Annotated in this window: 18 protein-coding genes; 1 reads left to right on the top strand and 17 read right to left on the bottom strand. The window is 75.2% G+C overall.

What is annotated here, in order from left to right:
- The 9 genes from ABT263_RS06890 to ABT263_RS06850 all read right to left on the bottom strand — a co-directional run.
- The coding region (locus ABT263_RS06890; RefSeq protein ID WP_352288356.1) for an alkaline shock response membrane anchor protein AmaP at positions 1 to 614 on the bottom strand (614 nt) is incomplete at its 3' end.
- A 79-nt stretch (positions 615 to 693) separates the two neighbouring features.
- Complete coding sequence (locus ABT263_RS06885; RefSeq protein ID WP_352288353.1) at positions 694 to 1,308, bottom strand: DUF6286 domain-containing protein; 615 nt, start codon at positions 1,306 to 1,308, stop codon at positions 694 to 696.
- 161 nt (positions 1,309 to 1,469) lie between these two features.
- Positions 1,470 to 1,859, bottom strand: coding sequence for a hypothetical protein (locus tag ABT263_RS06880; protein ID WP_352288351.1), 390 nt, complete (start codon positions 1,857 to 1,859; stop codon positions 1,470 to 1,472).
- Positions 1,859 to 2,050, bottom strand: coding sequence for a hypothetical protein (locus ABT263_RS06875; RefSeq protein ID WP_329490120.1), 192 nt, complete (start codon positions 2,048 to 2,050; stop codon positions 1,859 to 1,861). Before ABT263_RS06875 ends, ABT263_RS06880 begins: the two co-directional genes overlap by 1 nt.
- Positions 2,051 to 2,092: 42 nt before the next feature.
- Positions 2,093 to 2,599 carry an Asp23/Gls24 family envelope stress response protein gene (locus tag ABT263_RS06870; protein WP_352288348.1) on the bottom strand — a complete coding sequence of 169 codons (507 nt, stop codon included), beginning with the start codon at positions 2,597 to 2,599 and terminating at the stop codon, positions 2,093 to 2,095.
- Between the two features lie 165 nt (positions 2,600 to 2,764).
- On the bottom strand, positions 2,765 to 3,571 hold the full coding sequence (locus tag ABT263_RS06865; RefSeq protein ID WP_352288345.1) for an enoyl-CoA hydratase/isomerase family protein: 807 nt from the start codon (positions 3,569 to 3,571) through the stop codon (positions 2,765 to 2,767).
- Between the two features lie 231 nt (positions 3,572 to 3,802).
- Positions 3,803 to 4,036, bottom strand: coding sequence for a helix-turn-helix domain-containing protein (locus tag ABT263_RS06860; RefSeq protein ID WP_049658450.1), 234 nt, complete (start codon positions 4,034 to 4,036; stop codon positions 3,803 to 3,805).
- 362 nt (positions 4,037 to 4,398) lie between these two features.
- Positions 4,399 to 5,997: an ABC-F family ATP-binding cassette domain-containing protein gene (locus ABT263_RS06855; RefSeq protein WP_329490117.1), complete on the bottom strand. Its 1,599-nt coding sequence runs from the start codon at positions 5,995 to 5,997 to the stop codon at positions 4,399 to 4,401.
- Positions 5,998 to 6,200: 203 nt separating this feature from the next.
- On the bottom strand, positions 6,201 to 7,130 hold the full coding sequence (locus ABT263_RS06850; protein WP_352288342.1) for a PQQ-binding-like beta-propeller repeat protein: 930 nt from the start codon (positions 7,128 to 7,130) through the stop codon (positions 6,201 to 6,203).
- A 352-nt stretch (positions 7,131 to 7,482) separates the two neighbouring features.
- On the opposite strand from ABT263_RS06850, the gene ABT263_RS06845 reads away from it, so the two are divergent.
- Positions 7,483 to 8,727: a glycoside hydrolase family 26 protein gene (locus ABT263_RS06845; RefSeq protein ID WP_352288339.1), complete on the top strand. Its 1,245-nt coding sequence runs from the start codon at positions 7,483 to 7,485 to the stop codon at positions 8,725 to 8,727.
- Between the two features lie 34 nt (positions 8,728 to 8,761).
- Here the strand turns inward: ABT263_RS06845 and ABT263_RS06840 are convergent, their stop codons facing one another.
- From ABT263_RS06840 to ABT263_RS06805, 8 genes are all read right to left on the bottom strand, one after another.
- Entirely contained in the window at positions 8,762 to 9,925 is a 1,164-nt protein-coding gene (locus tag ABT263_RS06840) for a GNAT family N-acetyltransferase (protein ID WP_352288336.1), read from the bottom strand.
- A complete protein-coding gene (locus ABT263_RS06835) occupies positions 9,922 to 10,734 on the bottom strand; it encodes a Wzz/FepE/Etk N-terminal domain-containing protein (RefSeq protein WP_352288334.1) in 813 nt (270 codons plus the stop codon). Before ABT263_RS06835 ends, ABT263_RS06840 begins: the two co-directional genes overlap by 4 nt.
- A 65-nt stretch (positions 10,735 to 10,799) precedes the next feature.
- Positions 10,800 to 11,915, bottom strand: coding sequence for a glycosyltransferase (locus ABT263_RS06830; protein ID WP_352288332.1), 1,116 nt, complete (start codon positions 11,913 to 11,915; stop codon positions 10,800 to 10,802).
- Positions 11,912 to 12,937 (bottom strand): polysaccharide deacetylase family protein, encoded by a 1,026-nt coding sequence (locus tag ABT263_RS06825; protein ID WP_352288330.1) that lies wholly within the window; start codon positions 12,935 to 12,937, stop codon positions 11,912 to 11,914. The genes ABT263_RS06830 and ABT263_RS06825 overlap by 4 nt, the downstream gene beginning before the upstream one ends.
- Positions 12,927 to 14,636, bottom strand: coding sequence for a lipid II flippase MurJ (locus ABT263_RS06820; RefSeq protein ID WP_352288328.1), 1,710 nt, complete (start codon positions 14,634 to 14,636; stop codon positions 12,927 to 12,929). The genes ABT263_RS06825 and ABT263_RS06820 overlap by 11 nt, the downstream gene beginning before the upstream one ends.
- Entirely contained in the window at positions 14,633 to 15,961 is a 1,329-nt protein-coding gene (locus tag ABT263_RS06815) for an O-antigen ligase family protein (RefSeq protein WP_352288326.1), read from the bottom strand. Before ABT263_RS06815 ends, ABT263_RS06820 begins: the two co-directional genes overlap by 4 nt.
- 5 nt (positions 15,962 to 15,966) lie before the next feature.
- A complete protein-coding gene (locus tag ABT263_RS06810; RefSeq protein WP_329490108.1) occupies positions 15,967 to 17,490 on the bottom strand; it encodes an exopolysaccharide biosynthesis polyprenyl glycosylphosphotransferase in 1,524 nt (507 codons plus the stop codon).
- Between the two features lie 333 nt (positions 17,491 to 17,823).
- Positions 17,824 to 18,978 carry a glycosyltransferase gene (locus ABT263_RS06805; protein ID WP_352288323.1) on the bottom strand — a complete coding sequence of 385 codons (1,155 nt, stop codon included), beginning with the start codon at positions 18,976 to 18,978 and terminating at the stop codon, positions 17,824 to 17,826.
- Positions 18,979 to 19,117: the final 139 nt, after the last annotated feature.

The following is a 19,117-nucleotide window of genomic DNA, read 5'->3' as shown; positions in this document are numbered from 1 at the left end:
CCGCCGCGCCCGCGCGCGGCGGCCGGCTTCGCCGCCTGCACCCGCACCCGGAGTTCGGCGGGCAGCTCGGCCAGGCCGAGGCTGGCGCGGGCGTCACCGCGCGGGCCGGTCTCGAAGTGCTCCACCAGCTCCGCCGGACCACCGCCCGGGGTCAGCCGCACGGCCGCCCGCAGCCGCTGCCGACCGGATCCCCGCAGCAGCCGGACGCTGACCCGTTCGACCTCCGGAAGGGCCACCGTCCCGGTCTCCAGCGCCTCCTCCAGGGCCCGGGTGCGCAGCCGCAGCCGCAGTCCGCCCACCCCCGGCGTGGGGAGGACGACGGTCGCCGGGCCGCTGCGGCGCAGCTGGGCGAAGAGCCACCAGCCGGTACCGAGGACGACCAGGACCAGCCCGGCGGTCACGGCCGGCCACCACCACGTCTCGTCGGACCAGCGGGTCCGCGAGCTGGAGCTGACCACCGGCTGGTCCGGCGAGGTGAGCGGCCACCGGCTCGGCGGGTCCACCCCCAGCCGTGCGTAGAGGTCGAGCCCGCCGGCCAGCACCAGCAGGCCGACCGCCAGCAGCAGCACGGCGGCGGCGCCCAGCAGCACCCGGTTGACGGTGGACCGACTCACCGCACCCTCACCACCCCTCCTCGTCCGGCCTTCACCCGCGTGTCCGTCCTCCGCCGCCCGGCTCCGGGCGGTGTCCCGCTCATCCGACCCCGCCGACCCCGCCGGCCGCCGGCGTGCCCGGGACCTCCGCAGTGCCTTCCGGCGGCCCGGGCACGGCGCCGTCGCCCGCGCCGCCCCCGCCCCGCTTCGCCCGGACGTCGAGGCGCAGCGGCCGGGCCAGGCCGATCTTCGCGAGTTCCGCGCGCAGCTGCCGCTGCACCGAGGCCGGGTCGGCCGGGCCCGTGAGCACCGCCTTCACCCGGCGACGGCTGACCCGGACGGTGAGGTGCTCGATGCCCGGCAGTCCGGCCGCCCGGTCGTGCAGGAGGGTGCCGACGCCGGCGCGGTCGATGGCGGCGGAGGTCCCGCCGAGCGGGCGCAGCGGCAGCCAGCGGCGCAGCCCGGGGGCGAGGGCGAGCCAGAGCAGCCAGGCCCCGAGCAGGACGGCCACCCCGGCGCCGACGAGCACCCAGGGGTCGTCCAGGTGGCGGGTGGCCAGCTCGTCCGCGACCTCGGCCCGCCAGCGGCGGGCGGCGTGCCCGGTGCGCACGGCGATCACGTCGTAGAGCAGTGCGGCGCCGATCACCAGCACGACGGTGGCGACGACTACGGCCGCGACCGTGCGGGGGGCCCGCAGCCGGGGCACCTTGACCATGACCGGCTCGGGCTCGCCGGCCTCCGGCGGGAGAGCACTCGCCCCACTCAAACCCGGCGGCGACGACCCCGGCGGGAGAGCGCCCGACCCACCCGAACCCGGCGGCGACGACCCCGGCGGGAGAGCGCCCGGCGGAACGGCGTCCGGTGTCGGCCCGGTCGTCACCGCGGCCCCCCGGTGACCAGTCGTTCGACGACCACCACCACCTCGCCGACCCGCGTCCCGGTCAGACCGCCGACCTGCGCGGCGATCCGCTCCCGGACGACCCGGGCGAGCGCGGCGAGGTCGGCGGGGAACGGCAGCTCGACGGAGACCCGGACGGTGACGGTGCTGCCCGGCACGGCGACCGAGACCTTCGGCGGCGCACCCCGCTCCGTCCGGCCGCGCCACGCGTCGTCGAGCGCCTCACGGGCGGCCCGGGCGGCGATCCGGGCGTAGACCCGGTCGGCCACCCGCAGCCGCCCGCGGACGCCGGGCTCGCGGCGGCGGGCGGCGGGGGTGACCGCGGTGGTGGAGGTGGCCGAGGTGGCAGGGGTGACGGGGGACGCCATCAGCGGCGCCGGTCGCGGCCGCGCAGCAGGTCGCCGAGATCACCGATCTCGATGTCGCCCTCCAGCAGGCGCCCGACCACGAAGCCGACCACGCCCAGCGCGGCCACCAGCAGGAACGCCGCGAAGCCGCCGAAATAGCCGGCGAAGCCGAGGGCCATACCCACCACCAGGCCGACAATGGCCAGGTTCATCCGCTACTCCTCGTCTTCCACTGCTGCTGTCCCCCGACGGGGCTACTTCAACTTGGGCCGCTGTCCGGAGGGGACGCTCTCCTCTTCCTCCTCCTCGACGTCCGGCTCGTCGGGCAGATGGACGTCGTTGACCGCGATGTTGACCTCGACGACCTCCAGGCCGGTCATCCGCTCCACCGCGTCGATGATGTTCTCCCGTACCTGACGGGCCAGTTCGGGGATGACCACGCCGTACTCGACGACCAGGGCGATGTCGATGGCGGTCTGCTTCTCCCCCACCTCGGCCTTGATCCCTCGCCCGACGGCGGACTTGCCGCCGGGCACCCGGTCGCGCATCGCGCCGAAGGTCCTGGACAGGCCGGACCCGAGGGCGTGGATGCCGGAGACCTCGCGGGCGGCCATACCGGCGATCTTCTCGACCACACCGACGGCCAGGGCGGTACGGCCGCGGTCGGTCACCCCCCGGCCGGTGTCGGCCGCCGGGGCGACCGGTCCGGGTGCGGTGGAGGGGTTCTTGTGCATGGTGGCGGGCGTCGGAGTGTCAGGCATGGGTGGTTCTCCCGTCGTACGGCTCCAGCTATATCGCAAATCGCTCCAACTCTGGCATTTCGCCACGATTCGCGCCCCCGGAGCGGCGACCGGGGGAACCGCGACGTCGAAGGCCCGGCTCCGGGGGCGGTCCCCCGGAGCCGGGCCTTCGGCGTGCTCGTGCGGTCAGTCGCCGATGCCGGCCAGATCGCGCAGGCGGCGAGCCTGTGCCGCCCGTTCGGCCGAACGCTGCTCGTCGTACGAGCGTCCGCCCGCACCCTGGAGCAGCGCCTTGGTCTCGATGACGGCGCTGCGCGGGGCGGCGAGCAGCGCGGCGGCGAGGTCGCGGGCGGCGGCGTCCAGCTCCGCGCCGGGGACGGCCAGGTTGGCCAGCCCGATCGCGGTGGCCTCCTCGGCGCCGACCCAGCGGCCGGTCGCGCAGATCTCCAGCGCCCGGGCGTAGCCGACGAGCTCGGTGAGCGGCTTGGTACCGGCCAGGTCGGGGACGAGGCCGAGCGAGGTCTCCTTCATGGCGAACCGGGCGTCGTCGGCGACCACGCGCAGGTCGCAGCCGAGGGCGAGCTGGAAGCCGGCGCCGACGGCGTGGCCCTGGACGGCGGCGATCGTGACCACGTCGGGCCGGCGCCACCAGGAGAAGGCCTCCTGGTAGTACGCGATGGTGTCGTCGAGGTCCTTGTCCTCGGCGGCGGCCAGCTGGAGGAAGGTGACCTCGCCGGGGATCCCCTCGGGGGTGAACATCGCGCGGTCCAGGCCGGCCGAGAAGGAGAGGCCCTCGGCGCGCAGCAGCACCACCCGGACGGCGCCGGGCAGCTCCCGGCCGACTGCGGCCAGCGCGCGCCACATCGCGGGCGACTGGGCGTTGCGCCGTTCGGGCTGACAGAGGGTGACGACGGCGAGTTCGCCGTCGATCTCCAGGCGGACGCCGTCCTGCTCCCAGCTCGGGGCCTGCGGGTCGGTGGCGGGGGCGGTCATGCGGGGACCTCCGGTGGCGAGGGACTTGGCTACCGGAGAGTAACAAAACTGGGCGCGCTGCGGCAGGGCAGCGGCGCCCAGTGTTTCGGACGGGTCCGGGCGGGGCCCGGACGGACGGCGGCGGGCATGACGATCGGCGGCCGGTTCGCTCCGACCGGAGGCGGACGACCGACGTCGTCCATCCGGCCCGCGCCCTGCCGCCGAGTCATCCGTCGAAGAACTGACGGACCGTCAGGAGCTGGCTCCAGCAGTAGCTTTGTTCTTGCCCCGCGTGGCACCGCCGCGGCCCCGGAGGATCACTCCGGACTCGCTCAGCATCCGGTGCACGAAGCCGTACGAGCGACCGGTCTCCTCCGCGAGAGCGCGAATGCTCGCCCCGGAGTCGTACTTCTTCTTGAGATCGGCCGCGAGCTTCTCACGCGCGGCACCGGTCACCCGGCTGCCCTTTTTCAGAGTCTCGGCCACCCGTGCCTCCTCGTAGCGTTGCTCGGTCAGATTCCCATGATCACCCATCCACAGCCTCCTGGCCACCCATTCGACAAGGTCGATGCCGGGAATGCGCGTTCCGTCGGTGGTGATCCGAGCGCACAAGGGCGCTCACGCAGAGTGCACGCCCCCGGAGCGATACCGCCATTCGGCGCGAAAGAGCTGATCAGCAGCGTCGGCCCGACCACGATCGAGTGGCGGGCCGACGGAAGCTTCTCAAACGGAATCCCGGACCTCTTCATTCCCGGACACGCCGTAAGTACTAGTTTTTCTGGTCCGAAGGGTGGACGAGGCGTCTACTCCAGGCCAGGCGGAGGCCGGGCCGGACCAAGGGAGCCGGATCAGGCGAGCGAGACCAGGTCGTTGTAGGCCGGGCTCCAGAGGTCCTCCACGCCGTCCGGCAGCAGGATGATCCGCTCCGGCTGGAGCGCGTCGACCGCGCCCTCGTCGTGGGTCACCAGCACGACCGCGCCGCTGAACTCGCGCAGCGCGCCCAGAATCTCCTCGCGGCTGGCCGGGTCGAGGTTGTTGGTGGGCTCGTCGAGCAGCAGCACGTTGGCGCTGGAGACCACCAGCGAGGCCAGCGCCAGCCTGGTCTTCTCACCACCGGAGAGCACCCCGGCCGGCTTGTCGACGTCGTCGCCGGAGAACAGGAAGGAGCCGAGGATCTTGCGGATCTGGACCAGGTCGGTGTCGGGCGCCGAGGAGCGCATGTTCTCCAGCACCGTGCGCTCCGGGTCCAGGGTCTCGTGCTCCTGGGCGTAGTAGCCGATCTTCAGGCCGTGGCCCGGGATCACCTCGCCGGTGTCCGGCTTCTCCACCCCGGCCAGCATCCGCAGCAGGGTGGTCTTGCCCGCGCCGTTCAGGCCCAGCACCACGACCCGCGAGCCGCGGTCGATGGCCAGGTCCACGCCGGTGAAGATCTCCAGCGAGCCGTAGGACTTGGAGAGGTCGGCGGCGGTCAGCGGGGTCTTCCCGCAGGGCGCCGGGTCCGGGAAGCGCAGCTTGGCGACCTTGTCGTTCAGCCGGACCTGCTCCAGGCCGGACAGCAGCTTCTCCGCACGGCGGGCCATGTTCTGCGCGGCCACCGTCTTGGTCGCCTTGGCGCGCATCTTGTCGGCCTGCGCGTTCAGGGTCGCGGCCTTCTTCTCCGCGTTGGCCCGCTCGCGCTTGCGGCGCTTCTCGTCGTCCTCGCGCTGCTGCTGGTACTGCTTCCAGCCCATGTTGTAGACGTCGATCGCGGAGCGGTTGGCGTCCAGGTAGAAGACCTTGTTGACGACCGTCTCGACCAGCTCGACATCGTGCGAGATGACGATGAAGCCGCCCTTGTAGGTCTTCAGGAAGTCCCGCAGCCAGGCGATCGAGTCGGCGTCGAGGTGGTTGGTGGGCTCGTCGAGCAGCAGCACGTCGGAGTCCGAGAAGAGGATCCGGGCCAGCTCGACGCGGCGGCGCTGACCACCGGAGAGGGTGTGCAGCTGCTGTTCGAGGATGCGGTCCGGCAGGCCCAGCGCGGCGGCGATGGTGGCGGCCTCGGCCTCGGCGGCGTACCCGCCCTTGGTGAGGAACTCCGTCTCCAGGCGCGAGTACTTCTTCATCGCGTTGTCCCGGGTGGCGCCCTTGCCGTTCGCCATCCGCTCCTCGTTCTCGCGCATCTTCTTCAGCACGCTGTCGAGGCCGCGGGCGGAGAGGATGCGGTCCTTGGCGAGGACGTCGAGGTCACCGGTGCGCGGGTCCTGCGGGAGGTAGCCGACCTCACCGGAGCGGGTGACCGTGCCCGAGGCCGGCAGGCCCTCGCCGGCCAGCACCTTGGTGAGCGTGGTCTTCCCGGCGCCGTTGCGCCCGACCAGGCCGATCCGGTCGCCCGGGGCGACCTTGAAGCTCGCGGACTCGATCAGGATGCGGGCACCGGCGCGCAGCTCAAGGGCGTTGGCGGAAATCATGGCTGGGACTACTCCTGGGACGTGGGCGGGCGCCTGGGCATGGCACAGGGCCGGGGCAGCGGAAGGGGGCGACGTCGGCAGACCGGCGGACCGCCCGGGGGCGGCGCCGCTCGTCCGCTAGTGCCCGGAGAGAACAGCCATGACGGCAAGTCTACCGGGCCCCGTGACGGGGCCCGGAGGCTTTTACCGCCGGGGTACCGGTCTCAGGACTGCGGGGCGTCCTCCGCGGCGTCGCAGCTGCCCTGCGGGCGGACGGCGGCGAAGGGCTCGACCGGGCTGCCGCAGGCCGCCTCGGGGGCCGCCGCCTGGGTGTCGAACACCTTGGGACCGACGATCGGACCGTCCGAGATCAGCACCCGGCGGCCGTCCAGGGCCTTCAGCGACACCCCCGGGCCGGCGGGCAGCTGCCAGCCGGTGCTGTCCAGCCGGTAGCCGGTGATGCCGCCGGAGACCGGCTGGCCGGTGCTGTTGGCGCAGCTGCGCGGCACGAGCACCGCGAAGTCGGTGCCCACCGTGCGGGTCGGGTCGTAGACGCAGTTGCCGGCCGGCTTGGAGTTGTAGCGGAGGTCACCGTCGGCGTCGCGGAAGCCCATGGTCAGCTCGGGGGTGACCACGGCCACCCAGGGCGCGGACTGCTGGACGGTGTGCAGGGCCGCCGCGGCGCGCTCCCGCTGGAGCTGCCTGCGCTGCTCGTCGGTCCGCTTCTCGGCGCCCGGCTCGCCCTGGCCGCTCATCCAGTCCGCCAGGCCGGGTACCGCGCGGTGCCAGCGCACCTCGTGGTCCCCAGGACGCACCGAGGTGACCAGGCCGTCGTCCCAGACCACCACGGCGTTCTCACCCGCCATCGCCAGGTACAGCGCGGTGGCGCCCTCGCGGCGGTAGGACCAGGCGGGCTCGCCGGTGTCCCGGTTGTAGGCCTCCAGGCCGGGGCCCACCTTCAGCTCCAGACCGTCCGCGCCCAACGACTGCGAGTTGACCGGGCTGGCGTCCGCGCCGCCCGGCCCGGCCACCCGGTCACCGAACGGCACCGGCTTGTTGGCATGCGCGGCCGCGCCCGCCACAAGGACCAGCAGGACCGCCAGGGCAGGGAGGATCGATCGGGGGGTGAGGACACGCAGCGGCTTCCAGGACACGGGCGGAGCGTACCTTTCGACACCGTCACGAGTCAGCCGGACCCGGCCGGACGGCGGGGCGGCGCGGGCGCGGCCGGCCGATTCGCGCCCTTCGCCGGATCCGCCCGCCCACCTGCGCCGTCGGACCCGCGGCCGCCCGGGAGGCGCGCCGGGCGGGCGGCCGCGGTACGGCCTCCAGGGCCGTCCGGACTGTTACAGAGGTGATACACGGCACGTTGCGGCAGACGGCGTTCGAATACCGCCCACTTTAGGGTGACATTCGGCTTTTCCGACGCCTGCGAGGCCTACTGTCTGCAAGCGGGGCATCACGGTCCGTCCCGCTGCCCCGCCCCGTGACGCCGGAGGAGAGACCATGCGACTCGGCCGCCTGACGCTGGCCGCCGCCGCCCTGCTGATGCTGACCACCGCGAGCGTCCCCACCGGGACCCCGCTCAGCCAGACCGAACGGCACGCCCTCTCCTCGGACGCGTTCCAGCCCCGCGGCGCCGCCCCCCGGCCGGTCGTCCAGCGGCCGAAGCACGAGGCCCCGTTCGGTGCCTTCGTCGGCTCGTGGGACAAGTACATCCCCCAGCTGGGCCGCTACGCGCAGTGGCTGAACAACGCCAACATGCAGGTCGGCCACACCTATCTGGCCGGCAACAGCTGGGCGGACGTCGAGGGCGAGCCGGTGGTGCTCGGCATGTGGTCGCAGTGGCGGCTGGCCGACCCCTCCCGGATGCTGATCCTCGGCGTCCCGATGCTGGTGCCCAGCGAGGCCGCCGTGCCGGACGGCGAGGTGGCCAAGCTGCTCGCCCAGGGCGTCCGGGGGGACTTCGACCGGCACTTCCTGCGGCTCGCCCGCCGGCTGGTGGCGCTCGGCGGGGCGGACACCGTGCTCACCCTCGGCTGGGAGATGAACGGCACCACCTACACCCACCGCTGCAAGCCCGACCCGACCGCCTGGAAGGCGTACTGGCGGCGGATCGTCTCCGTGATGCGCTCGGTGCCCGGTCAGCGGTTCCGCTTCGACTTCACCCCCAACCGGGGGCTGGACGCGATCCCGTGGACCAAGTGCTACCCCGGCGACGACGTGGTCGACATCATCGGCATGGACAGCTACGACCAGCCCGCCGGCGCCACCTTCGACGACTACGTCCGCGAGCCGTACGGGCTGCAGGACCAGGTCGAGTTCGCCGCCAAGCGCGGCAAGCCGGTCTCGTACCCGGAGTGGGGGCTGTTCCGCAACGGCGACAACCCGGAGTTCGTGCAGCGGATGGTGGAGTGGATCCGCACCCACGACACCAGCTACCAGACGGTCACCGACTACTGCCCGCACGGGTTCTGGCAGTGCGCGCAGAACCCGCGCTCCAGCAGCCGGTTCAAGCAGCTGATGGCCGGGTCCAAGGGGGCTCCGGTCACCGCTGTGCCGGCGCCCCCGGCGGCCACCCCGCAGCCGGGGGCGGCCGGGTCGGGCTCGCCGGGCGCCTCGCCGACCGCGGCGGCCCCGGGAACCCCCTCCGCACCGGCCTCGCCGTCCGCGGCGCCGTCCCCCTCGCCCTCCACGCCGCCCTCACCGTCCGCCGCACCAGCGCCGGGCGGGCTGCCGGCCCGGCGCTGAGGGCGGGCGGCCGGGCCCGCAGGCGGGGCGGGGCTCAGCTCCGCCGGCGGGCCGCCAGCGCCTCCTTGAGCCTCGGCAGCCGGGTGCGCAGGACGTGCACCGCGACCTGCCGGGCCCGGACCGAGCCGGCCCGGGCGGCGGCCGCCGGCGCCGGCCCGCGCGGACCGAACAGCAGCCGCTGGTTGAACAGCTGGTCCGGCCGCCAGCGCTGCTTGTAGGGCTCCTGGCCGCGCAACAGGCTGAGCAGCGGGATGCCGGCGTCGACCGTCTCGTCCAGCGCCGCCCCGAACAGCAGACCGGCGATGTCCAGGCGCTCGCGCAGCCGGGGGTGCGCGCCGTACAGGTAGAGACCGCCGAAGGACGGGCAGAGCAGCAGCAGGTTCACCGCGACCAGCTCGCCGTCCAGCCAGTACTGGTGCACCGCGGCGCGGCCGGTGGCGACCAGGCCGGTGGTGGACTCGGCGAGGTGCCGGGCGAACCGCCCGGTGCGGTGCTCCGGGGTGACGCCGCGCTCGTGCCACTGCTCGAAGTGCAGTCGGAGCAGCCCCTCCAGGGCCTCGGGCACCTCCTCCGGGGGCGTCGAACGGACCTCGACCCCGGCCTCGGCGATCTTGCGGAGCTTCACCCGGCTGCGCTGGGCGGTCTTGCCGGGCACCCGCTTGAGCAACTGCTCCATCGGAACGGCCGGCAGGTACTGGCAGAGCGAGTCGCCGAACCGGCGCCGCCGGCCCCGCCACTGCTCGAAGACCCGCTGGACGGCCGCCTCGGGGTGCACCTCGCGCAGCTCCAGGCTGTGCCAGGGGCGGGTGAGCGGCAGGGCCCCGGCGAACTCGGCCGCCGCGCGATCGGCGCAGGAGTCGTCGAGCAGGATGTCGGTGAAGTCGATCAGCCCGTCGCCGAGGCCGGTCAGCCCGCCGAGCGGACCGGGGCGCCGCCGGAACGCTCCCGCGCCGACCAGCCGGCCGTTCCGGCGGACCAGCAGGACCAGGAGGTCGCCCGGGCGGCCGTACTGGCGCCACCAGGAGCGCTGCCAGACCGCGGCCTGGAAGAAGGTGGCCGTCCGGCAGCGGGTGACCAGGTCGTCCCACTCCTCGGCGAGGACGTCCAGGGCGTCGTCCTCGCGGTGCAGCTCGGTGGTCCAGCGGGGCGCGCCGGCCTGGGCGGGGAAACCGGTGGTGGCCGGCGCCTCGGTGCTCATCGACCGCTCCCGGCGGCGCTCTTCTCCTTCGCCGGGGCCTTCTCGGCGGGCGACTTCCCGCCGGCTGCCTTCCCGCCCGTGGGCTGCGCCGGGGCGGCCTGCTCGGGGACGGCCTGCCCGGTGCCGGGCCGCTCCGCCGCGGCCGGTTCGGCCGGTTCGGCCGGGGCCGGGGCCTCCTCGGCGCGCGGGCCCGGGGTGGCCGGGGCGGCGGGCTCCGTGCCGGGCGTCGCCACGGCGGCCGGACCGGCCTCACCGCCCCGGCGGCGGGTCATCATGACCAGCGCGCCGATCAGCACCCCGGCGGCCGCGCCGACCGCGACGTCCAGCTGCGCGGACGGCGTGGTCGGCTTGTCGGGCTCGGCGGCGGGGGCCAGCGGGACCAGCCGGACGCCGGTCTCCTTGCTGTTGGTGTTGGCGAAGGCGACCAGCGACCGGGCGACCGCGTCGGCGGCCAGCACCGCCTCCCGGGGCCGCGCGCCGGTGCCGGTGATCTCGATCATCGGGGCGTCCGGGGAGGTGGTGCCGTGCACCAGGGTCTCCAGTTCGGTGCGGCTGTGCCCGGTCTCGGCGGCGGCGGCCGCGAGCACCTGGGGCTGACCGGCCAGCCGGCCGTACGCCTGGGCGAAGTTGATCGCCGAGGCGCTCTCCCCCTGGTTCTCCGGCACCACGATCACATAGGAGTTGGCGGCGTACGAGGGGTGCGCGACGACGGCGTACCCGGCGCCGGCGGCGGCGCCCAGCGGCACCGCGAGGACCACCGGCCACCAGCGGCGGGCCAGGCTGCGGACGCTTCGGCGCGGTTCGGACATGGGGTGCTCCTTGGATATGGGGGCCGCCCGGCCGGCGGCCCGGGGGTTCGGCGGCTGCCGGCGGCTCAAGCGGGTGCCAGGCGGTCGTAGAGGGCGCCGAGGTCGGCGGCCACCCGGACGATGTCGTAGTGGCCGACCGCCGGGGGCCGGGGCAGGGGCTCGGGGCTGTGGTCGTTGAGGTGGCGCAGCTCGCGCAGCGCGGTGGTGTAGGCGGCGGCGTCGGAGGGGATCCGGCGGGCCTGCGGTGCGGCGGCCGGCGGGAGTTCGTCCAGGGCCGGACAGGCGCTGTGGCGGACCGGCAGGCCGGCCGCCAGGCCCTCCAGGACGCCGAGGCCGAAGGTCTCCGCGGTCGAGGGGGCGGCCAGCACGTCCAGCGCGGCCAGCAGGTCGGGGACGTCGTCGCGCTCGCCGGTGAGGACCAGGCGGTCGCGGACGCCGAGTTCGGCGGCCCGCCGCTCCAGGGCGGCGCGTTCGGGGCCCTCGCCGACCAGCACCAGCCGGGCGGCCGGGTCGAGGCCGGCGAGCGCCTCCAGCAGCACGTGGAACCGCTTGCCGGGCACCAGCCGGCCGACCCCGCCGACCACCCAGCTCGCCGCCGGGAGGCCGAGGTCGGCGCGCAGCCGGTGCCGGGCCGCGGCCCGGTCGGCGTCCGGACGGCGGTAGCGGGCGGCGTCGATGCCGTTGGGGATCAGCTCGACCCGGCCCGGCGGCACGCCCCAGGCGTGCAGGGTCTGGGCGACCTGCCGGGACACCGCGACGGTGGTGGTGCCCAGGCGCTCGGCCGCCAGGTAGAGGCCCTTGACGCCGCGGGTGACCGGGCGGCCCTCGATCACCCCCGCGTGCAGCGAGTGCTCGGTGGCCACCACCGCCCGGACGCCGGCCAGCCGGGCGGCCAGCCGCCCGTACAGGCCGGCCCGGTAGAGGTGGGTGTGGACGAGGTCGTAGCGGCCGGACCGGATCAGCCGGACCAGCCGGGGCAGCGCGCCGACGTCGCGGTTGCCGCGCATCGCCAGGTGGTGGACGGTGACGCCCTCGGCGCGCAGCGCGGTGGCCACCGTGCCGGGGTTGGTCAGCGCGACCACCTCGCAGTGCTGGTGCGCGGGCAGGTGGCGCAGCAGCAGCTGGAGCTGGCGCTCGGCGCCGCCGGAGGCGAGACCGGTGACGATGTGCAGCACCCTCACCGGCCGGCCCCCCGCCGGCCCGCCCGCTCCCCGGCGGGGCGCTCGGACCCGCCCGCGGTGCTCCGGGCCCCGGCGCTCCCCTGCGTCTCCTCGCGCTCGGCGCCGGCCCGGCCCTTCGACGCGGAGCGTGCCGCGAGGCGGTTGCGGCGCAGCTCGGTGACGGTGTCGCGGAGGCGGTGGCGGCCGCGCTTGGCGCGCAGCCGCCAGGCGCCGTCGCGGTCGCCGACGTAGCAGCGGGGCAGCGCGTAGCGGCCGGTGAGCGGGGAGTGCGCGATGGCGCAGGCGTAGTCGTAGCCGGCGTCGCGCACGGCCAGCGTGGCGGGCAGGTCGACGGCGCCGTACGGGTAGCAGAAGCCGGTGACCGGACCGCCGACGACCTCCTCCAGCACGCGCCGGCTCTCCCGGGTCTGGGTGGTCAGGACGTCGGCGGGCAGGCCGGGCAAGGCCTGGTGGCCGAGGCCGTGGGAGCCGATCTCCCAGCCGGCGGCCGCGAGTTCGGTGACCTCCTGGACGGTGAGCAGCTTCTTGCGCGGGCCCTTGACGTCCCAGTCGTTGGCCCGGCCCAGCAGGTCGGCGACCACGTAGGCGGTCGCGGTGAACCCGTACGCCTGCAGAATCGGTACGGCGAAGCGGCCGAAGTCCGCGTAGCCGTCGTCGAAGGTCAGGCCGACCATGTTGTCGGCCCGGCCGGCGGCCCTGGCCCGCATCAGCTCGCGGACCGAGACGCCACGCCGGCCGCGCCGGTGGAGCCAGGCGATCTGCTCGGCGAAGCGCTCCGGGCTGACGGTCAGCTGGTACGGGTCGTCCTCCTCGACGGCCACCGAGTGGTACATCAGGATCCACGGCGAGGTGGCCTCCTGGACGGGTGCCCGGGTGGCGGGTCGGCGACTTCGGGGCAGCTGTGCCTCCGGGCGGCGGCCCGCGGCGCGCGGCACCTCGGTCCGTGGACCGGCTGCCGCCGGCGCGCCGGAGCGGCGTACGCCCGACAGCACCGACCGTACGGATCCCCGTTCAGCGTCCATGGGGAGGCTTCCCTTCATCGGCAACGGATGGCGGGCACAGGGCCCGGACGACGGCGAGGACCGGTCCGCGCACCTCGCGGGCACCGAGACCGGTGCCGAGGGCGGCGAAGGCGAGCGCCACGGTGAGGCCCCCGAGCAGCGTCGAGAGCAGGGGGTCGGCGGGGAGTCCCGCGGCGGGGGTGCCGAGGGCGGCCGCCCCGGCGGCGGCGGCCAGCAGCCTGGCGTGGCCGCCGAGGACCAGCCGCAGGCGCAGCGCGATGCCGCGCAGGACGAGCCCGCGCAGCAGCAGCGCCGCGGTGCTGGTGATGCCGGCCGCGTTCCCGGCGGCCAGGCCGAGGGCGCCGAAGCGGGGCGTGGCGAGCAGGCCGACGGCGACGGTGACGACCAGGCCGAGCACCATGGCGGCGGCCGGGTACCAGTCGAGCAGCCGGCGGCCGCCGTCGTCGGTGCGCGGGTCGCCGGCGCGGCGGACCACCGGGCGGAGCGAGAAGTAGGGGCGGATCATCACGCCGATCAGCGCCTGCGCGGGCAGTCCGAAGCTGTAGACGCGGATGACGGCCGCGGTGGCGGCGGTGTCCTGGGCGCCGAAGGCGCCCCGCTGGAAGAGCAGCGCGACCACCGAGGGGGCGCAGGCCAGCAGGAAGGCGGTGCCGAACAGGACGACCGCGGCCGCCTGGCCGAGGTCCTTCTCGACCCGGTCGCGGGCGGCGGTGAGGTCCCCGGCGGCGAGCGCCCGGGCGACCAGCGGGAAGGTCACCGTGCAGATCAGGATGGCCGCCGTCATGGCCAGTTGGGAGACCTTGGCGGCGTAGTTGAGGTGCGAGATGGTGCCGGGCGGCAGCGCGGAGCCGAGGAAGCGCTCGATGAAGACCTGAGCCTGCCGGGTGAGCGTGAAGGCGGCCACCGGCAGCAGCGCGAGCGGGATCAGCACGAGTGCGGGGCGGGCCCGGCGGCCCGCGGCGGCGCGGCCGGACCGCAGCCGGCGCAGGAACGGCACGACCAGCAGACCGGCCATCAGCAGGCTGCCGAGGGCGACGCCGATCGCGGCGGAGCGGACGCCCCAGAGCGCCTGGCAGCTGAGCAGGACGCCGAGGATGCCGACGTTGTAGGCGACGTAGATGCCGGCCGGGGCGGTGAAGCCGTGGTGCGCCCGGAGTGCGGCGGCGAGATAGCCGGCCACGCCGAAGGGCAGCACGGTGCAGGCGGTGATCCGGGTGCAGGTGACGGCGAGCCCGGGGTCGGCCAGGCCGGGGGCGAGCAGGTCGACCAGCTGGGGGGCGCCGAGCGCGACGCCGAGCGAGAGCGCGGTGAGCGCCAGCAGCAGCCAGGGCAGGGTCGCGCGGACCAGCTGGCGGACCGGGTCGGGCCCGTCGGGGTGCTCCTCCCGCAGGACCAGGGCCAGGGCGAAGGCGGGCACCATGAGGAAGGACATGGCGTCCTCGATCAGCAGCGGTGCGGCGGTCTCCGGGACGGTCCAGGCGACCAGGAACGCGTCGGTGCCCTGGTTGGCGCCGAAGTAGCGGGCCAGCAGCAGGTCGCGGAGCAGGCCGAGGGCGGAGCCGGCGGCGCTGAGCACGGCGGTGATGCCGAAGGCCTTGGCGAGGAAGCCGCGCCGGGGGGCCGCCGTGGTCTCGGCGGCGGGTGCGGAGCGGGGGGCCGGCAGCGTCGGGGTGAGCGCGGTCGGCCGGTCGGTGGTCATCGGGGGGTCGCCTCCGGTGTGGCGCCGGCGGCGGTCCGGGCGGCGAGGCCGAGGACGACGGAGGTCAGCACGGTGGTGGTGCCGCCGATGTCCGCGTAGAGGAAGTCGACCAGGACCCAGACCAGCAGGGCGAGCGCCGCGAGGCCGCTGCCCCGGGCCCGGCGCAGGCACCCGATCAGCAGGCCGAGGAAGAGCGCGGCGTAGGCGACGATGCCGATCAGCCCCTGCTCGCTGAGGACCAGGAAGTACATGTTGTGCGGGGAGAGCAGCGGTTCGCGCTGGAAGCCGATGGTGGAGTCGGCCGCGTCGCTGCCCGAGGAGAGCCGCAACGGGGCGTTGCTGTCGCGCAGTTGCTGGAAGGCCTTGGGGCCGGCGCCGCTGACCGGGTGGTCCTGCCAGATGCGCCCGGCGGTGGACCAGAGGTCGTAGCGGTCGGACACCGACTGGTCGGGGGCGGCCGAGACGGAGCCGATGGAGCTGATCCGGGCGGTGACGCCGGAGGCCCCGAGGCCGAGGCCGCCGATCAGCACGACGGCGGCGGCCAGGCCGAGGACGGCGCTGCGGACCGCCAGCCGGGCGTCGGCCCGCAGCAACAGGACGGCGGCGGCGGCGCCGGTGGCGATCCAGCTGCCGCGGCTGAACGAGACGGCGAGCGGGAAGGCCAGGAAGGCCGCGGCCGCGAACATCGCCCGGCGCAGCTTCGGGCGGCCGGCCGGGCCTCGCTCGGCGAGCCCCAGCGCGAGGGCCGCGAGCAGGCCGTAGCTGACCACGGTGGACATCGCCATGATGTCGAGCGCTCCGAAGGTGCCGACGGCGCGGATCGGCCGGCCGGTGTAGGAGGCGCCCGTCCCGGTGAGGTACTGGTGGGCGCCGACCACGCCCTGGACCAGCGCGGCGGCGACGAAGGAGCCGAGCACCAGCCGCCGGTCGGTGCGGTCGCGCAGCGAGCAGAGGACGGCGGCGGGCACCAGGACGAAGACCTGGGTGAGCCGGACGAAGCCGGTGAGGCTGGCGGCCGGGTCGATCGAGCCGACGGTGGCGACGGCGGCGGCGAGCACGATCACGCCGAACTGCACGGCGGCGGTCCGGCCGATCGCGGGGGTGCGGCCGCGCAGCAGCTCGACGGCGGTGACCGCGACCAGGGCCAGCGAGGCGAGGTCGGCGGCGGTGACGTGGACGGCGGCGGTGACGTCCTTCTCGCCGGTGGGCACGCAGACCAGCAGCACGGTGGCGGCCGCGAGCAGGCTGGGCCGGGCGGCGAGCGCCGCGACCGTCCGGTGTAACGCCCGGGCGGGCGTCGGGACGAGGTCGAGGGTGAGGGCCACGCTGGTCAGCTTCCGTCCGGGTGGAGCATCAGGGCCGCGGTGCGGCACAGGATCTTGACGTCCTGCCAGAGGCTCCAGCTCTCGATGTAGCGGTTGTCGAAGCGGGCCCGGTCCTCGATGGAGGTGTCCCCGCGCAGGCCGTTGACCTGGGCGAGGCCGGTGAGGCCGACCGGGACGCGGTGGCGGTCCGCGTACTCGGGGTAGGCCTGGCTGAACCGCATGACGAAGTAGGGGCGCTCGGGGCGCGGGCCGACGAGGCTCATGTCGCCGCGCAGCACGTTCCACAGCTGCGGCAGCTCGTCCAGGGAGCTGCGGCGCATCAGCTTGCCGACGGCGCCCATCCGGTGGTCCTGGGAGATGTTCCAGCGGGTCGCCGACTCGTGCTCGTTGCTGGGGCGCAGGGTGCGGAACTTGAGGACGGTGAAGACCCGGCCGTCCAGCCCGGTGCGCTGCTGGCGGAAGAGCACGCCGGGGCCGGTGTCGAAGCGGACGGCGAGCGCGCACAGGGCGAGTACGGGGGCGAGGGCGAGCAGGCCGAGGCCGGCGGCGGTGACGTCCAGGGCGCGCTTGGCGGCCCAGCCGGGGCGGCGCATCGCCGGGCGGTCCACCTTCAGGCAGGGGAAGCCCCAGAGGTGGTCGCCGCCGGTCGAGTGGCCGTTCTCCAGGGAGCCGTACTCACGCAGCGCGGGCACCAGCCAGACCTGGCAGCCGAGCCGGGCGGCGTCGCGCAGGGCGGCGGCGGTCTCGGCCTCGTCGGCGGCGCCCGCGGTGGCGACGACGTGGTGGATCCGGTGGCGGCGGACCTCGCGCTCCAGCACCTCGCGGCCGCCGAGCACCGGCAGGTCGGTGTCGCCGGCCAGCAGCGGCGGGTCCGGGTCGAGGAAGCCGACCGGGCGCATGCCGTACTCGCCGCGCTCCCTGAGGGCCTCGGCGACCCGGCGGCCGAGCCGGCCGGCGCCGAGGACCAGTACGGGGCTGGGCCGGCTGCGGCGGATCCGGCGGACCAGGTGGAAGAGCAGCGTCCGGCCGCAGACGGCGAGCAGCAGCTGGGCGCCGAGCAGCGCGGTCAGCCGGGCCGGGGTGGCGGGGCCGGTGTCGGGCCAGCGGCCGTCCAGGCAGCCGGCCAGGGTGACGGCGAAGGCGGTGGCCACGACGGCCCGGACGGTCAGCGCGGGGAGCTCGTCGAGGACGGAGAGGGTGAGCCGGGCCCGGTAGAGGCCGCCGGCCAGGTTGAGCAGGAGCAGCAGCGGGAGCAGGGCGGCCACGCCCAGCAGCGGATCGACCCGGACCGCCGGGTCGAGGGCCCGGTTGGCGAGCCCGGTGGCGGTGCACAGGGCGAAGGCGTCGACGGCGGCCAGGGTGACGGGCAGGGCGAGCCGGGAGCGGACCGGTCGGCGGTGGCGGCGGAGCGCCGGGGTGCTGCGGGTCTGTGCGGACCTGGCCGGGCGGTCGAGCAGTCCGGTGGCGGGCCGGCGCGGGCCGGACAGGGGCCGACCGGGCCGTGGCACGCTGTCGTGGTCAATGGTCATCAGCGCACGAACTCCCCTGCTGTGTGCCCGGGGTGACGGCGGCCCGGCACCGGTTGACCCGGGGCGGCCGTCCCGGCCCGGTGGGCGCGGTCCTGACTGCACCTGCTGCCGCTGGCGGCTTTCGGTTCTCTCGCGAATTCCCGGCGTGAAATCGAAATGAAGCAGGCAAAATCAGACAGTACCGAACGTGGCCCTGGATGCTGGAAGTTGACTTGCCATTTCATTCCAGCCGCCCATTAATAGGTATTTCCGATTTCACCCCTCGCCCACAAACCGGTTGAGGGTGCGAATACGACAGCTCCCAGCGGAGGGCATTCACGGCATGTGAAACGATCAGATCCGCTCTGGGACACGGGCACGGCGGCGTCCGGCCGCCGGCCCGGCGCCCAGCAGATCGCGGTAGAGCGCGTCCACCTGTTCGACCACCGATCGCACGTCATGGCGCGCCACGGCGTGCTCGCGCAGACGCGCACCGCGTCGCTCGCACTCGATCGGGTCGGACAATGCTTCGGCCATTCGGGTGGCGAGCGCGGCGGCGTCCTCCGGCGGCACGACCGCGCACTTCCGCTCAGCCGGAGGCAGGCATTCACGGGCTCCGGGCACGTCCGTCAACAGGACCGGCCGGCCCGCCGCCATCGCCTCCAGCGGCGCCAGCGCCATCCCCTCCCAGCGCGAGGGCAGCACCACCAGATCGGCCGCCGCCAGCCACGGCCGCGGATCCGGCACCTCCCCGGCCAGCCGGATCCGGGACGGTTCGGCCGACTCCCGGACGGCGGCGGCCAGCCGGGCCTCCTCCGGACCGGTGCCGACCAGGGCCAGCCGGGCCTGCGGCACCAGCCGCAGCACCTCGGGCCAGGCGTCGAGCAGCACGTCCTGGCCCTTCTGGCGGCAGAGCCTGCCCACGCAGACCGCCAGCGGGGCGTCGAGGTCGAGGCCGAGCGCGATCCGGGCGGCCCGGCGGTCGGCGGGCGCGTAGTGGCGCACGTCCACACCGTTGGGCACCACCGCCCAGTCGGCGTGCAGGCCCGCGGCGACGCCGTCGGCCCGCTCCTGGACGCTGACGCAGAGCAGGCGGTGCGCCCAGCGGGTCGCGTAGCGCTCCCAGCGCAGGGTGGCCGCGGCCAGCGCGCCGTCCACGGCGGCGAACGACCAGGCGTGCGGCTGGAACACGGTCGGCATCGCGCCCCGGATGGCCAGCCGGCCCGCCAGTCCGGCCTTGGCGCTGTGCAGGTGGACCATGTCGGGCGCGGCGGCGCGGACGATCCGGCGCAGCCGCCACGCCTCGGCGGCGACGGACGGGCCGGGCGAGCGGCGGGCGGGCCAGTCCTGGACCAGCGCCCCGGCGGCGGCGGCCTCCTCGGCCAGCCGGCCGCCGCGGGGACAGGCGACCAGGACCCGGTGGCCGGCCTCGCGCTGGCCGCGGACCAGGTCGACGACGACGCGGGCGACCCCGCCGTCGACGGGCTGTGAAATGTGAAGGATCGTCATATGCACGGCGGCGAGCCTAGGGTGGCTCCGCCGTGCCCGGGGGCCGTCGTCACCCGCAGGTGGCGGCCGTCCACCCGTACGGCTTGCTTGTCGTACGGGTGGGCGAGGCCGTCGAATCTTCTTGCTGGTCCGGCGCCCG

The sequence above is a fragment of the Kitasatospora sp. NPDC001603 genome (assembly GCF_040298365.1).
Lineage (GTDB): Bacteria > Actinomycetota > Actinomycetes > Streptomycetales > Streptomycetaceae > Kitasatospora.
This window is presented reverse-complemented; position numbering and strand designations above follow the sequence as displayed.